The following is a 14182-nucleotide window of genomic DNA, read 5'->3' on the forward strand; positions in this document are numbered from 1 at the left end:
CCCGCTCAGCGCCGCGCGCGCCGCCGCCGGCCGTCGGGCGGTCGCGGCCGTGGCGGCAGCGGCGGCGCGTCGGCCTGCACCGGGCCGGCGGCGGCCTGCTCGGCCGGCTCGCCCAGGGCCTTGCCGGCGGCGTCCAGCAGCCGCTGCAGCCGGTCGGCCAGCTTCTCGGTGCTGAACTGCTCGCGGAAGCGCTCGACCATCAGCGGCAGCGCGAAGGGGCTGGGCGCCGGCAGGTCCACCACCACCCGCTGCCACCGCCGCAGCCGCTGCAGGCTGGCGGCCAGGCGGTCCAGCTCCAGCTCCTGGCTCAGCACCTCGCGGTCGGCCTGCGTCAGCAGCAGGTTGCCGGCGTCGTGCTTGCGGAACACCTCGTAGAACAGCGACGACGACGCCTGCAGCTGCCGCACGCTGCGCGGCGCGCCGGGGTAGCCAGGGTGCAGCAGGCCGGCCACGCGGGCGATCTCGCGGAAGCGCTTGAGCGCCAGCGCCGACGCGTTGAGGCTTTCCAGCACGTCGTGGGCCAGCCCCCGCTCGCCGTCCTCGAACAGCGCGCCGCTGGCCAGCTGCGCATCGTCCACCGGCAGCGCGCTGAGCAGTTCGAAGCCGTGGTCGTTGATGCTGATCGAGAAGGTGTTGCCCTGCCCGCGCGACAGCCGCCAGGCCAGCAGGTGGCCCAGGCCCAGGTGCGCATGCCGGCCGGCGAAGGGGTAGACGAAGAGGTGGTGGCCCTCGCGCGAGCGCCAGCGCTCGATCAGCAGCCGGCCGGGGGCCGGCAGGCGCGACAGCCGCCTCTGCGTCTCCAGGATGGGGCGGGCGGCCTGCAGCTCGGGCGAGTCGAAGCGGCCGGCGTCGGCCTCGGCCAGCAGCTCCAGCACGGTGTCGGCCAGCTCGCTGGACAGCGGCATCTTGCTGCCGTTCCACACCGACACGATGCCGGTGGTCGCCCGGGCGGGCTTGCGCACGTAGGCGGTGAGCTCGCGGGTGCGCACGTACTCCAGCACCCGGCCGGCGAAGACGAAGCAGTCGCCGGCCGACAGCCGCGCGATGAAGCCCTCCTCGATGCTGCCCAGCGTGCCGCCGCTCAGCCACTTCACCGGCATCGTCGCGTCCGACACGATGGTGCCGATGCCCAGCCGGTGCCGCTGCGCGATGCCGCGGTCGGTGACGCGCAGCACCGGCTGGCCGGGCCGCGCGCGCAGCGGCGACAGCGCGTCGGCCGGCGCGGCTTCGTCGGGTGGGCACAGCGTCAGGCGGTGGTACTCGGGGTAGGCGCCCAGCGAGGCCCCGCCCTGCACCACGAAGTCCAGCGCCCAGTCGAACTCCTCGCGCGTGAGCGCGGCGTAGGCCGGCGCCAGCCGCACCTCGTCAAACACCGCGTCGCTGGTCCAGCCGCAGCCGCCGCCGCCGGGCCGCGGGTCGGCCGGCACGCCGGTGCCCAGGCCCAGCGTCACCAGGTGCTGCACCAGCACGTCCAGCGGCTTGGCCGGCGAGGCCCGGCGCTCGATGCGGCCCAGCTCGGCCGCGCGGCGGGCGGCGGCGGCCTCCACCAGCTCCAGCGTGTGGGTGGGCACCAGGGTGATGCGGCTCGGCCGGCCCGGCGCATGGCCGGAACGGCCGGCCCGCTGCAGCAGCCGCGCCACGCCCTTGGGCGAGCCGATCTGCAGCACCCGCTCCACCGGCAGGAAGTCCACGCCCAGGTCCAGCGACGAGGTGGCCACCACCGCCTTCAGCCGCCCGGCCTTCAGGCCCTGCTCGACCCAGGCCCGCACCTCGCCGTCCAGCGAGCCGTGGTGCAGCGCGATCTGCCCGGCCCAGTCGGGCCGGGCCTCCAGCAGCAGCTGGTACCAGATCTCGGCCTGCGAGCGCACGTTGGTGAAGACCAGCGTGGTGGCCGAGCCGTCGAGCTCGGCCACCACCGGCGCCTGCATCTGCGCCCCCAGGTGGCCGCCCCAGGTGAACCGGCCGGGCTGGTCGGGCAGCAGGGTGTCGATGGTCAGCGCCTTGTCGATGCGGCCGCGCACCAGCGTGGTCGGCCCGCCCGGCGCCGCATCGCCGGCCAGCGTGTGCATCGCCTCGTCCAGGTTGCCCAGCGTGGCCGACAGGCCCCACACCACCAGCGCCGGGTTGAGCCGCTTCAGCCGCGCCAGCACCAGCTGCACCTGCACGCCGCGCTTGCTGCCCACCAGCTCGTGCCATTCGTCGACCACCACGGTGTGCACGCCGGCCAGCGGCGCCAGGGCGCCCTCGCGGCCGAGCAGCAGGCTGGCCGACTCGGGCGTGGTCACCAGCGCGGTCGGCAGGCGACGGTCCTGCCGCGCGCGCTCGGCCGACGGCGTGTCGCCGGTGCGCAGGCCCACCGTCCACGACGATCCCAGGTCGGCCAGCGGCGCCTGCAGCGCGCGGGTGGTGTCCGCGGCCAGCGCCCGCATCGGCGTCAGCCACAGCACGCCGATCGGCGCCGCGGTGCGGCCGCCCTCGACCGCGCGGCCCAGCGCCTCGGCCCTGGCCAGCGCGCCGAACCACACCGCGTAGGTCTTGCCCGCGCCGGTGGTGGCGTGCAGCAGGCCGCTGCGGCCCGCGGCCATCGCCGTCCACACCTCGCGCTGGAAGCCGAAGGGCTGCCAGCCGCGGGAACCGAACCAGCGCTCCGCCACGGACGGCGGGTGGAGCGGTGGCACCGGGCGCATGGCGGCCGGATTGTCGGGCGCCGGGCCTACAACCCCTCCTTGTCCGGCGCCGACCTGGGGGCCTCGTCCGGACGCGGCGGGCGCCGCCGCCGGTAGGCGCGCATCAGCGGCGTCGCCGAGATGCCGTGCAGCACGATGGACAGCGCGATGGTGGCCAGCACCGCGTCCACCAGCGGCCGTGCGGCCTGCGGCGCCAGCCCATGGGTGACGGCGAAGGCCAGGTAGTACACCGAGCCCACGCCGCGCACGCCGAACCAGGCGATGAGCCGGCGCTGCAGCCCGCTCACCCGTCCGCGCGGGGTGACCAGCAGCACCGACAGCGGCCGCGCCACCCCCCAGCACCGCCAGCGCGAAGGCCAGCGTCCAGCCGCTCCAGCGCACGCTGCTGAGCAGCGCGCCGATGATCAGCACCATCGCCACCTCCGCCAACCGTTCCAGCTGGGCCGAGAAGTTGATCAGCCGGTCCGAATGGGCGGCGTCCTGCGACGCGTCGACGCCCTGGCCGCGGCGGCGCTCGGCGTGCGACAGGCTGGCGCCGGCGGCGAACACCGCCAGGAAGCCGTAGGCATGCACCGCCAGCGCCAGGCCGTAGGCCAGCGCGATGGCGCCGATGACCAGGAACTCCTCGCTCTCCAGCCGGCCGCCGTGGCGGCGCAGCGCCTGCACCGCCCGCGCCAGGGCAAGGCCGAAGAGCCGGCCCAGCCCCAGGCCGGCGGCCACCGCCCACACCAGGTCGACCGTCCACCAGCGCCAGCCCCAGGCGCCGAGTTCGTGCGCGCCGAGCAGCCCCAAGCCGAGCATCACCGCCGGAAAGGCCGTGCCGTCGTTGAGCCCGCCTTCGGCGGTGATGGACAGGCGCACCGCGTCGCGGTCGCCCGGCTCGTGCACCTGCACGTCCGAGGCCAGCACCGGATCGGTGGGCGCCAGGATGGCGCCCAGCAGCAGCGCCAGCGCCCACGGCAGGTCCAGCAGCGCCCAGCCGAGCCCCGCGACCGCCACCACCGTGAGCACCATGCCGCCGCCGGCCAGCCGCATGGGCAGCGCCCAGGCGCCCTTGCGCTGCGGCAGCCGCAGCCGCAGGCCCACCGCGAAGAGCGCGATCAGCACCGTCACCTCGCTGAGGATCTCCAGCGTCGCCGCCTCGGCGAGCGGGTCCAGCCGCACCAGGTCCAGCCCCCAGGGCCCGATGAGCGCGCCGACGCCGAGGTAGACGATGGCGGGGGACAGGGGCAGCCGCTGCACCAGCCGGCCGGAGAACGCCATCACGATGAGGACGGCGCCGACCAGCAGCAGCCAGGGGATCAGCACGGCGGGGAAAGAACTCGTCAGCGCGGCGGGCACCGCAGCGCCGCCAGGGCAATCCCGGTGCCCCGGCGGCCGACCGGTCGTCAGCCGCCGCGGACCGAGGGCGGCAGCCAGGCCTCGATCACCCCCGGCGTGGGGTTCAGCGACGGGGCCAGCGGCCGGGCCACCCAGCCGCGCAGCCGGGCCTGCCCGACCATGGCCTGCACGCAGGCGTCGGCCGGCAGCGACTCGGCCGTCGCGCCGTGCACCACCAGCGTCGGCACCTCCACCGGCCGTGGCCGGGTGCGGCCGCGCCGGTCGGCGCTGACCCAGACGTCCTCGATCGCCGGCACGGTGGCGCCGAGCGCCTGCCAGGGCTCGCGCTCGGCGGCGGCCAGCGGCTTGCGCGCCGGGCCGTAGACCTGGAGGTAGACGGTGCGGCCGGCGCACACCGGCCGGGCCGGCGTCGCGGCACCGCCGCCCGCGGCCGCCGCGGGTGCGGCACCCGAGGGGCTCGGCCCGGCCCCTGCCGCCACCACCGGCGCCGCGGCCACCGCGCCGGGAGCCGGCGCCGCGGCCAGCGAGGCCGGCCCGCCCTCCGGCAGGCAGTTGCGCCGCGCGGGGCCGCTGGCGCTGTAGTCGCGGATCCAGTACATCGGCTCGCAGGCGGCGCGGGCCACCGGCTGCAGGCAGGGCCCGGCCCGGTCGGCGTCGAAGTCGGCGTCCAGCAGCAGCCGGCAGGCGGGGTGCGGGGTGGGCGAGGCCACGCAGGCGGCGCGGGTGCTGGCCACGATCTCGCGCAGCAGGCCTGATTCCTGGAAGTCGCGCACCTTGCCGCCCTGGCACTGCGCGTCGGCCACCCGCAGCAGCGTCGTCGCCATGGCGCCGAGCCGGGTGTCGGTGCTGGCCGGCGACCCGAGGGGGCGGCCGGCGGCGCCAGCTGGCCGTACAGGTCGGCCAGCTCCTTCAGCGCGCCGCGGTCCAGCCGCTGGTCGGCCTCGCGCTGGCGGCGGTCGCCCTCCACCGCCTGCCAGGCGGTGAGCGCCAGCGTCAGCACCGCGCCGGCGCTGACCGAGGCGGTGACCGCGCCGGTGGCGGCGATGCGCGAGGGCAGCCGCTTGACCGGCCTGGCGGTCGCGGCCTTGCCCTCGACCGCGCCGACGGTGCAGCCCTCGTCGGTGACGAAGGCGGCGGCGGCGATCTGCTCCAGGTCGGACAGCAGCGGCGGGGTGAGCGAGCGGCCCAGCGAGTCGCCGAGCTGGAAGTAGCTCTCCCACTGCGCCTCGCCGAAGAACTGGTCGGTGGTCGGCTCCTGCGGGAACAGCGGGTTGTCGGCCTTGAAGTTGACCAGGTCGACCGGCGCGCCCTCGCACATGTTGGGCTTGACGATGACCAGGTGGCCGACCTGCCCGGTGCGCCGGTAGTCCACCCGGGCCAGCGCCAGGCAGGCCTGGCTTTCCGGCGAGGCGAGGTCGTTGAGCGAGCCGAAGGCCGCCCACGGCGTGCCGGCCGGGTTGTCGCGCGGGCGCAGGAAGCGGATCTCGGCCTGCAGGTCGATGCGCGCCTTGCGCACCAGGTTCTCCAGGTCGCCGAAGGCGTAGCGCGGGTCGGCCCCGCAGTCGGCCACGACGATCAGGCGGCAGCCCTCTCGCAGCAGCGCGTAGGCGGCGGTGTTCTCGAAGTGGCCGCCGTCGCTGAGGTACCAGTGGCTGCGCTGGCAGCCCTCGAAGCGGGCCAGCAGCTCGCTGACGAACTGGCCGTACTTGCGCAGCGGCGGCGGCGACCGGCCCTCCGCCGGCCGGCGCAGCGGCCGGCTGTCCCACCACCAGCCCAGGCGGATGCCGGCGATCATGCTCAGCGCCGCGATGCCCGACCGCGTGGCGCCGCCCAGCCCGGGCGCCACCGCCGCGCCGCTGATCGCCATCCAGGAGCCCAGGCTCAGCGCCGCCTCGGCCGGCACCACCCGCCAGCCGCCGTTGCCGACGCGGATGCGGCCACCCGGCGCCATGCTCATCAGGAGGCCCTTGCGGTCCTGGTTGAACAGCCCGCCGCGCGGGTCGCGGGTCTGGTTGACGCAGACGTTGAGCACGTGCACCGGGCCGCCGCGGGCCTGCGGCGCGTAGCCCGCCATCGGCACGTCGTCCTGCGGGTGCACGTTGTTGACCGCCTGCACGCCGCCCATGCGCGCGCCGTTGACCGCGGCCAGCGGCGACACCGTGCCGTCGCCGAAGCGCCGGGCGTTGGCCGCGCCGAGGTAGCTGCGGATCAGCCGCGCGCGGTAGAAGTTGTGCAGCGACGAGCGGTTGAGGAAGTCGGCGTTGCGCCACGACAGCACGACCATGGCCAGCGCCGGCCCGGTGAGCAGCAGCCACCACTGCCAGGCCAGGCCGATCTGCGGGCTGGGCGGGCGGTCGAACAGCGCGAAGGTGGCGCCGCGGTGGACCAGGCTGACCCAGAACACGCCGATGGCCAGCAGCACCAGCAGCCCGGCCAGGTGCACCAGCCAGCCGATGCCCTGGCGCGTCCACGGCGACAGGCCGCGCAGGTCGGCCACGCGCGGCAGCAGCGCGCGCAGCAGCACCGCCGCCAGCGCGATGGCGCCGCCGGTGACCGCCTGCTCCTGGTCGGCCACCGCCAGCCGCCAGGCCAGCGCGTCCACCGCGCCCAGCACCACCAGCACGCCCACCGCGTGCAGCACGTTGGCCAGCCAGCGCGTCAGGCGGTTGCGCTGGCGGTCGGCGCTGCCGTCCTGCGCCAGCGCGAAGGCCAGCAGCGTGCCGGCGATCCAGCAGGCCAGCAGCAGCAGCGCGAAGGCCAGCAGCGGCGGGCGCGCGCGCAGGGTGCCGCGCAGCCAGTCCCAGCCGAGCACGATGGCCAGCGCGCCCAGCAGCCAGAAGGCCAGCGACAGCCAGCGCTGCCCGTCCAGCCGCGCGCCCTGCGCCGGCAGGGCCCAGTAGGCGCAGCAGAACACGCCGCCGGCCAGCGCGGCCAGCGGCAGCAGCAGCCAGGGCGTGGGCCAGGGCGACATCAGCGCCAGCAGCGACGGCTCCACCCAGCCCAGGCCGAACGTGCCCGGCCGCGCGGTGGCCAGGCCGTCGGCCCAGCCCCAGACGCCGAGGTTGAGCATCACCAGCAGCGCGCCGACGAGGCCCCAGATCAGCGCCAGCTCGATGTGGATGGCCAGCAGGTTGCGCGCGAAGGCCGCCGCCGCGAAGACGCCGTCCTGCGCGCCGCGCGGGATCAGGTAGCGGCCGTTGGCGCGCAGCCACCAGGCGAACCAGCGGGTGTCGGCTTGGGCCAGCCCGCGTTCGATGGAGGCCGCGTCGTCGCCGAAGCCGTCGGCCGCCTCGTGGTAGAGCTTGCCCAGCGTGGAGCCGATGTAGCCGCCGCCGGAGACGGTGGACAGGATGTCGAAGCGGTGGAACACCCGGTTGGCCGCCAGCGCGCGGACCAGGCCGAAGCAGAAGGTGGCGCTGCGGATGCCGCCGCCCGACAGCGCCAGGCCCCAGGGCTCGGGCGTCAGCGTGGCCCGCACCTCGGGCGGCAGCGCCTGGCGCCGCTGCTCGCACAGGGTGTCGAGCGGGTCGGCGGGCTCGGCGGGCCGGTCGTCGCCTTCGTGCGGCGCCCCCGGGAAGGGGTCGTCGCGGGCGGGCACGGGTGGGGCCATGTCGTCTCCTGCTGCCTTCGGGCCGTGTGCGTTCTGGTGCCCACGGCGGCAGACGGGCCCTGCAACCACCAGGCGGGGCGCAGTGTTGCACCGTGGCCCGGTGGCCTCAATGGGGGATGGTGCGGCGCGCCACACCACCAGGCTTGGGATGGCGCGGGGACGATCCTGCCCATTCCGTCACGAACATGGCGCCGGCGGCGCCTCCCACCCGGCATCGCGGGGTACACGCCCGCGGCCCCCGCCGCGATCCTCGCCTTCATCAACGGTCGACAACGACCCAACAACGAAGACAGGGGTGGACGCATGTGGTTGCCGCAGTGGTTGTACGAACGCCTGCCCGCGCTGTACGCGGTGCTGGGCGCCTGGTGCCTGTGGCTGAGCGGCCGCTCGTCCATCGCCCTGATGAGCGCGGCGCTGCTGTTCAGCGCCGCCGGGCTGGTGCACTGGTGGCGGCGCGACGCGCGGGCCGAGGCCAAGCCGGCGCGGCGGGCGGCCCGCACCCCTCGGCGGGCGGCCCGCTGAGCACGGCCGTCGCGCCGGCTGGCGCCGCTGCGACGGCCGGCATAAGCTCGACGCCGGCCAGACGCTCGTCGGGGACCCGGCGACCGTGATCGGGCCGGATCGAGCGAAAGGACCTCCCATGTTGTCCGATGCCTCCGTCACCACCATGCTGCCCGTCAAGGACATGGCCCGCGCCCGTGCCTTCTACGAGCGCTGCCTCGGCCTCAAGCCCGGCGGGCTCAAGCCCGACGGCAAGTTCGTCTACACCGTCGGCGGCAGCACCCTGGCCCTGTTCCCCAAGCCGGAAGGCACCAAGGCCGACCACACGGCGATCAGCTTCCGGGTCGACGACATCGACGCCGCCATCACCCAGCTGAAGCGCAGCGGCGTCGCCTTCGAGGACTACGACTTCCCCGGCCTGAAGACGGTGGACCACGTCTGCGTGCTGGGCGCCGAGAAGGCGGCCTGGTTCAAGGACCCCGAGGGCAACTACCTCTGCCTGCACCAGGACCTGACCGGCGAGACCGGCCACTGAAGCGCCGCGCCGCCGCCGCGGGCGGCCGAGGCTAGGCGCGCAGGCCCCAGGTCACCAGCAGCACCAGCGCCGCCGCCAGCCCCCAGGCGCCCACCCGCTTGAGCAGGGCTTTGTCCAGCGTGCCCGGGCGGGCCGACGGCGCTTGCCCGAGCCCGAGCACGAAGGCATGGGCCGGGAAGGCGACCACCAGCAGGAACCCCAGCACCAGCCACAGGCTGTCGTCCACCAGCCGCGGCCACAGCACGGGCATGACCAGCGCGGAGAAGGCGCCGGCGAGCGCGGCGGTCAGGGGCGATGGGGTGAGGGTCATGAGGCCGGGGCGTGGAAGGGGTGGGCGGGAACTCTACCGGGCCCGGGCCTTCAGACCGGACAGCGACGCGCGGCACGGTGCCGCGCGCCCGACCCGATGGAGGCCTGACCATGAAGTGTCCCGTGTGCCCGGAGTCCACCCTGCTGATGAGCGACCGCCAGGGCGTGGAGATCGACTACTGCCCCACCTGCCGCGGCGTGTGGCTGGACCGCGGGGAACTGGACAAGCTGGTGGAACTGGGCGCCCGCCACCAGCCGGCCCCGGTGTCGCCTTCGATGGCCCGCGGCGTCGACCCGCGGGCCCGGCCCGCCTTCGAGGACTCGGACTTCGGCAAGCACCGCCATGGCGGCTACCGCAAGAAGTCCTGGCTCAGCGACATCTTCGACTGAGGCGCGCAGGGTCGAGGCCGGACGCACGGAAGGCCCCGGACGGCGACGCTACTCGCTGCCCGAGGGCTCGACCTGGGCGCCGGCCGCCACCAGCAGATCCCGCAGCACCGACCGATGGCACCTCGATTCCTGCTGGCAGTAGCAGCCGACCGAGACGTTGGTCTGGTGCGAGAGCGCGGCCAGCAGGCGGATGGCATGCGCCGCTTCGGGCGAGGCCATCTCGGCGCGGTAGCGGCGGACGAACGCGGACCACTGCGCAGGTGTCTCCGCCTGCAAGGCCAGCTTCACCGACTCAGCGGTCGGCGCCAGGGTGGGGAACCACACGTCGTACCAGTTGCCGCTGGCGAACTGGGCCTTCGGCACCCCACGCGGCGGACGACGGACCGTGCCGAGGCGCAGCCCTTCGCCCTCGGCGCGCGGTGTTCCCAAGCGGACGACCCGGAGCATCGCGCTACAGGCGCACGCCTGCCCTGGTCAGCACGGCGGCCATTGCCGCGTAGGCGGCGACGGTGGCGGCGGACGACAGCCCGAGGCTGAGCCAGAACCCGACGCCCGCCCGCAGCAGCACCGGCAGCAGCAGGAACAGCACCAGCGACGGCAGCACCAGCCAGAAGATGCCCGTCGACAGGCGGGCCAGCTGCTCGGCCTCGCCGCCGCCCAGGTGCAGCCAGACGAAGGCCAGCAGCGAGGTCAGCGGCAGCGACGCCAGCACCGCCGCCCAGAACGCGTGCCGCCGGCCGACCTCGGACACGGCGACGACGACCACCGCCGTCACCAGCACCTTGGCGACGTAGGGCCACACCGCGGGCACCTGGCTCACGGCGCGTCCACGGCCGCATCCATGCGGCGGACGATGTACAGGCGCATCTTCAGGCAGGGTGGCTCGATCGGACGGACTCTACAAGGCCGGTCCGACCCATCGCAAGGCGCCGCGGCAGAGGGTGGCGGGTCGGCGGCGGTCCGCGTGGGCTATCGCCACCATTGACGCCGCCGGCTTCACACGACCGGCGGACGGGACCAAAGTGCAGGCCTGTCCATGTCCGAGCGGTGCCCACCATGAGTCGCTGGATCAAAGCCAACCAGTTCACCGTCAAGAAGACGGGCTCCTACTACGTCACCCACATCACCGTGGCCGCGATGGTGGCCTACGCGGTCACCGGCAACCTGGCCGCGGCCCTCACCCTGAGCTTCCTGGAGCCGACGGTGCAGGCGGTGGTGTACTTCTTCCACGAGCGCGCGTGGTCGTCGGTGGGGCGGCGTGACGCCTCGATCGGGCCCACCGCCGACGCGGCCGCCGCCGGCGCACGGGGCTGGGCTTGAAGGGCGGGCCGACCCGCTACCCGAGCGACGCGAGGTCGGGGTTGAACGCCACTTCCCACAGGTGCCCATCGAGGTCCTGGAAGTAGCCGGCGTAGCCGCCATAGAACGTCGGCTGGGCGGGCTTGACCAGCTTGGCCCCGGCCCGCGAGGCCTGCAGCAGCACGGCGTCCACCTCTGCCCGGGAACCGACGTTGTGGGCCAGCGAGAACTCGGTGGCGCTGGCAGGCTGGAGCGCAACGCCGCTGTCGGCGGCGAGGCTCTTTCGGGGCCAGAGCGCCAGCTTCAGCCCGGACGCCAGGTTGAAGAACGCCACCGCGCCGTTCTCGAACTCGGTGCCGACGATGCCCTTCGTCTCGAAGCCCAGGCCGTCCCGGTAGAAGGCCACCGACCGTTCGAGGTCGTCCACGCCGAGTGTGATGAGGGTGATGCTGGGGTCCATGGCGGAAGGAATGCGGTGGGTGACGGCCGCGGCGTCCACCCATGGGCACAAGCCGTGGCGTGCTGACGACGAACCCGGTTGAAAGCCCTGCGCACGACGGAGGCGTTGGGACGCATCTGCTCACCAGGCCTGCTACCAAGGAAAGGCGGCAGGTGTGCCCTGGTGATACCGAAGCTGCCACGACTCTGCCACTCGTACCCAAACGGAAGAACGAAGCGTGTGGTTCTCTAGAGTTCCATCTGGCTTCTGGTGTGCCGAGCGGTAGGTCAGCAGCACGACATCGGGTGCCAACTGAGCAAGCGAAAATTCATCCGATGCCACTGATGGAGGAGCCTTCTGCTCACCCAGGAATCGAATGATCGTTTCTCGATCGTAGGCACGACCCGAGCGGCCAACTTCGTGGAAGTCTTTGTGCAGAAGCTGCTGCAGGCGGGCGACGCTGCAACGAACACCGGGGTGATGTAGCTCCACCTCCAGGGCTTGAATCTCGGCGAGTCGTGTTCTCATTTATGGAACTGGCTGATGCGGCTCGAACGTTCGCCATGAGAGGCGGCGCCCAGTTTGCCGGTCAACGTCCTCTCGGTGGAAGGGTTAGCATCAGCGCGCGAGCCAAGCTGAGAGTTCATGCCGAGGTTTCCCAATAGAAGTGGATGAACTCATCTTCGTACTCCGCAACTAGAGACACGAGAAACTCCGTCTCCATCGTGTGCATCGCGAGGCCAGCAACGTAGCGCCCGGTCTTGTGTATCGGCGGTTTGAGTGAGGCTACAAGGTCTCGAGCCTGTGCCTCCACCAAGCGATTGAACTCCTCTTCAGTCATGAGGCGGAACAGGGACGCGGAGAGGTAAGGTCTCAGTTTGTCCTGACGGCCGCCCCAGTCATCGATGAGTTCAGAATTGATCAAGAATCGCAAGCCGTTGTCGCTAGCGTCTTTAGGTGCACGTGTAATTCTAATGAACTGCTCGGAGTCTGGCGGACTGAACGCCTACTGCGGATAAACCGTGTAGTGAAGGCCTTTGTAGGAGCGCCCGAACTGCCACCTGTCGAGTTGCTCGTCTGGATGTTGCTCGAATTCGCTGCGACCGAACATCTGATGCCTAACGTAGAGTTAACCGGCCCGCTAGGCAGACGGCGTAAGGCCGCGGAAGGACGATGAGAGGCTTGGCCTGGAGCGGCCTTAAGACGGCTGCCGTAGCGGGTCCGGTTGAACGACAAGTTAGGCAGCACTTTTGGTCCCATGAGCAGAGATGGATCGCCAGACCGTCATCGACCGTGCAGTTCTGCTTGGCGGTGACGGTGTCTCACCCGGGAAGAGCTCCCTCATCCCTTCTGTCACCCGTGTCAAGAATGGGAGCACGAACTGAAGCGGGAGCGACATCATTCGGAGTGACTCGAGTGTGCCGGCACGAAACATGAAGAGCTGGCGCACGGAGAACGGGAAGGTGTGTACGTACTGCGAGAGCTGCATAGTGACGGCCGTGTAGTACTCAAAGTCCACACCGCACTCTGCACAGAGCTCCCTTTGGCTGAGGTGTGATGCTGGTGGATCACCCTTGACGATTTGCCTTTGAAGGTCACGGCGCAGTGCTTGATACAGCGGATGCGCTTGCAACTTCTGGAGCATCTCGTCCGCCGTAGCCCTCATCGCCGCGAGTTCCGAGGCGGTCGAGCCTATGGCGTCGAGCATCTTGATGCGACGCGTCTTGTCATGTGCCTCCCACAACATCAGCCGAAAGGACCTCTCAGCGTCACTGGCGTTGCGCCCGACAACATACGCGAACGCGTCGTGTGCCTCGATTGCGCAGCGGGCTACGGCGCTTGATGACGGCACATCCCAGAGTTCGCTTCGCGCCTTCTTCGCAGGGTCCGGCGATAGTCTTCGTAGTACGATGCAGTGGGCCAGCAGCTTGATGAATATCTGCTCGGCATAACTGACTCTTGGTGAGTCGATCTGCTTTCCGACCAGCGAAGTAGAGACGGCTCGTGCGTACTCAAGCACCGCATCGAACTCGCGTACCTCGCGGCGGTAGTCGAACCAAGTCTTGAGCGCGCGCTCTGCCATGCGCCGGTGCTGCCTAACGTTTGAGTTCACCCGATCGCGGAAGCGGGCGAAGCCCGCTGTAGCGATTCGGGTGCAACGAAGGGTTAGGCCGCTGCGAGTTCGGCGAAGTCATTCGCAACCTTCACGAGTGAGCCAGTCTCGTGCGACCAGAGATGTACCGCGGCTTCGAACTCGGAGCCATGCCTTACGAAGACAAGCTGGTCGCCCGAGCCGTTGCCCGCTATTGCGACAGCATTCGGCGGGAACCCGGGCCAGCCTTGGCAGACGAGCGTTTCCTTCTGGATGTGATTCGCGGTGCGAGAAAGACGCTTGCGATCCGATGTGTCCGCAATGGGGTACTGCTGCCAGTCCTCGCCATTGACCAGCACTTCGCCCCCATTGGAGCGCAGCATCGCCCTGCGATACGCCGATGGCAACCTAGCGCCAAGTGCCGCCTCCGCGGCGAGGACGAACAACTCTGCGAGGTCGAATGGCATTGCAGCGGCCTAACGTTCGAGGTAAGGGGCAAAGTGCGGCTTGCCGCACTTTGCCCCCTTGACTGAGGGGTTAGCCATCGACCTGAGCATGTGGCGCCTGACCGGACCAGAACTTGTTGAGGCCTGCCCACCAACGTTGACTCTCGGGACCGAGGAACTGGCGAAAGCACTCAGGATCTGTGTTGCTGTGGGACCAGACATTCTGAATTCCCTCGAGAAGGCCAATTGTCGCGAACTCCTTGACCCATTGCGAGCCACTGACATGAAGCTGCTCGATTGCCGCGCCTGCGGCTGAAAGCTCGGACAACTGGCCCGACTGATGCAGCGAGAGCAGATAGCGCGCGAAGCTTCCTGCTGCCACATACAAGAGATCGTTCCCGTTCTCCCGCACATGCTCAACCCACGCCTCTGCGAAGCCGGGACAGGCTTCGAGAAGGAGCGGCATGACTTCGGCCTGCTGGATCATGAGTGAGATGGCTAACGTTCAACATGAGCGGCGGCTGGAAGCGTGC

Annotated in this window: 15 protein-coding genes and 1 pseudogene; 4 read left to right on the forward strand and 12 right to left on the reverse strand. The window is 71.6% G+C overall.

Annotated elements, in window-relative coordinates:
• Nucleotides 1-5: 5 nt before the first annotated feature.
• The 3 genes and pseudogenes from LRS07_RS20550 to LRS07_RS20560 all read right to left on the reverse strand — a co-directional run bounded on the left by LRS07_RS20550 (nt 6) and on the right by LRS07_RS20560 (nt 7638).
• Nucleotides 6-2687 (reverse strand): ligase-associated DNA damage response DEXH box helicase, encoded by a 2682-nt coding sequence (locus tag LRS07_RS20550; RefSeq protein ID WP_260502187.1) that lies wholly within the window; start codon nt 2685-2687, stop codon nt 6-8.
• A gap of 396 nt (nt 2688-3083) precedes the next feature.
• Nucleotides 3084-3950, reverse strand: a pseudogene (locus LRS07_RS20555) (cation:proton antiporter domain-containing protein); the annotation flags it as partial.
• A 181-nt stretch (nt 3951-4131) separates the two neighbouring features.
• The gene (locus LRS07_RS20560) at nt 4132-7638 is read right to left on the reverse strand and encodes a patatin-like phospholipase family protein (RefSeq protein ID WP_260499774.1); all 3507 of its coding nucleotides are present in this window, start codon (nt 7636-7638) and stop codon (nt 4132-4134) included.
• Between the two features lie 303 nt (nt 7639-7941).
• Here LRS07_RS20560 and LRS07_RS20565 point away from each other — a divergent pair, with 303 nt between their 5' ends.
• Nucleotides 7942-8160, forward strand: a complete 219-nt coding sequence (locus LRS07_RS20565; protein WP_260499775.1) for a hypothetical protein — start codon at nt 7942-7944, stop codon at nt 8158-8160.
• 118 nt (nt 8161-8278) lie between these two features.
• Nucleotides 8279-8674: a VOC family protein gene (locus LRS07_RS20570; protein ID WP_260499776.1), complete on the forward strand. Its 396-nt coding sequence runs from the start codon at nt 8279-8281 to the stop codon at nt 8672-8674.
• A 31-nt stretch (nt 8675-8705) separates the two neighbouring features.
• Here the strand turns inward: LRS07_RS20570 and LRS07_RS20575 are convergent, their stop codons facing one another.
• Nucleotides 8706-8984 (reverse strand): hypothetical protein, encoded by a 279-nt coding sequence (locus tag LRS07_RS20575; protein ID WP_260499777.1) that lies wholly within the window; start codon nt 8982-8984, stop codon nt 8706-8708.
• A 110-nt stretch (nt 8985-9094) separates the two neighbouring features.
• Between LRS07_RS20575 and LRS07_RS20580 the strand changes: the two genes are divergently transcribed.
• Nucleotides 9095-9373: a TFIIB-type zinc ribbon-containing protein gene (locus LRS07_RS20580; RefSeq protein WP_260499778.1), complete on the forward strand. Its 279-nt coding sequence runs from the start codon at nt 9095-9097 to the stop codon at nt 9371-9373.
• Nucleotides 9374-9421: 48 nt separating this feature from the next.
• Here LRS07_RS20580 and LRS07_RS20585 read toward each other — a convergent pair whose 3' ends face one another.
• Both LRS07_RS20585 and LRS07_RS20590 read right to left on the reverse strand, forming a co-directional pair.
• A complete protein-coding gene (locus LRS07_RS20585; protein WP_260499779.1) occupies nt 9422-9820 on the reverse strand; it encodes a DUF488 domain-containing protein in 399 nt (132 codons plus the stop codon).
• Nucleotides 9821-9824: 4 nt separating this feature from the next.
• A complete protein-coding gene (locus tag LRS07_RS20590; protein WP_260499780.1) occupies nt 9825-10193 on the reverse strand; it encodes a hypothetical protein in 369 nt (122 codons plus the stop codon).
• A gap of 236 nt (nt 10194-10429) precedes the next feature.
• On the opposite strand from LRS07_RS20590, the gene LRS07_RS20595 reads away from it, so the two are divergent.
• A complete protein-coding gene (locus LRS07_RS20595; RefSeq protein ID WP_260499781.1) occupies nt 10430-10693 on the forward strand; it encodes a DUF2061 domain-containing protein in 264 nt (87 codons plus the stop codon).
• Between the two features lie 16 nt (nt 10694-10709).
• Here the strand turns inward: LRS07_RS20595 and LRS07_RS20600 are convergent, their stop codons facing one another.
• The 6 genes from LRS07_RS20600 to LRS07_RS20625 all read right to left on the reverse strand — a co-directional run bounded on the left by LRS07_RS20600 (nt 10710) and on the right by LRS07_RS20625 (nt 14136).
• The gene (locus tag LRS07_RS20600; RefSeq protein ID WP_260499782.1) at nt 10710-11132 is read right to left on the reverse strand and encodes a VOC family protein; all 423 of its coding nucleotides are present in this window, start codon (nt 11130-11132) and stop codon (nt 10710-10712) included.
• A 132-nt stretch (nt 11133-11264) separates the two neighbouring features.
• The gene (locus tag LRS07_RS20605; protein WP_260499783.1) at nt 11265-11639 is read right to left on the reverse strand and encodes a nuclear transport factor 2 family protein; all 375 of its coding nucleotides are present in this window, start codon (nt 11637-11639) and stop codon (nt 11265-11267) included.
• 115 nt (nt 11640-11754) lie between these two features.
• Complete coding sequence (locus LRS07_RS20610; protein ID WP_260499784.1) at nt 11755-12036, reverse strand: hypothetical protein; 282 nt, start codon at nt 12034-12036, stop codon at nt 11755-11757.
• A 312-nt stretch (nt 12037-12348) separates the two neighbouring features.
• Nucleotides 12349-13194: a hypothetical protein gene (locus LRS07_RS20615; RefSeq protein WP_260499785.1), complete on the reverse strand. Its 846-nt coding sequence runs from the start codon at nt 13192-13194 to the stop codon at nt 12349-12351.
• A gap of 83 nt (nt 13195-13277) precedes the next feature.
• Nucleotides 13278-13670, reverse strand: coding sequence for an SMI1/KNR4 family protein (locus tag LRS07_RS20620; protein ID WP_260499786.1), 393 nt, complete (start codon nt 13668-13670; stop codon nt 13278-13280).
• Nucleotides 13671-13740: 70 nt separating this feature from the next.
• Nucleotides 13741-14136 (reverse strand): DUF7674 family protein, encoded by a 396-nt coding sequence (locus LRS07_RS20625; RefSeq protein ID WP_260499787.1) that lies wholly within the window; start codon nt 14134-14136, stop codon nt 13741-13743.
• Nucleotides 14137-14182 lie beyond the last annotated feature (46 nt).

The organism is Aquabacterium sp. J223 (assembly GCF_024666615.1).
Classification (GTDB): domain Bacteria; phylum Pseudomonadota; class Gammaproteobacteria; order Burkholderiales; family Burkholderiaceae_C; genus J223.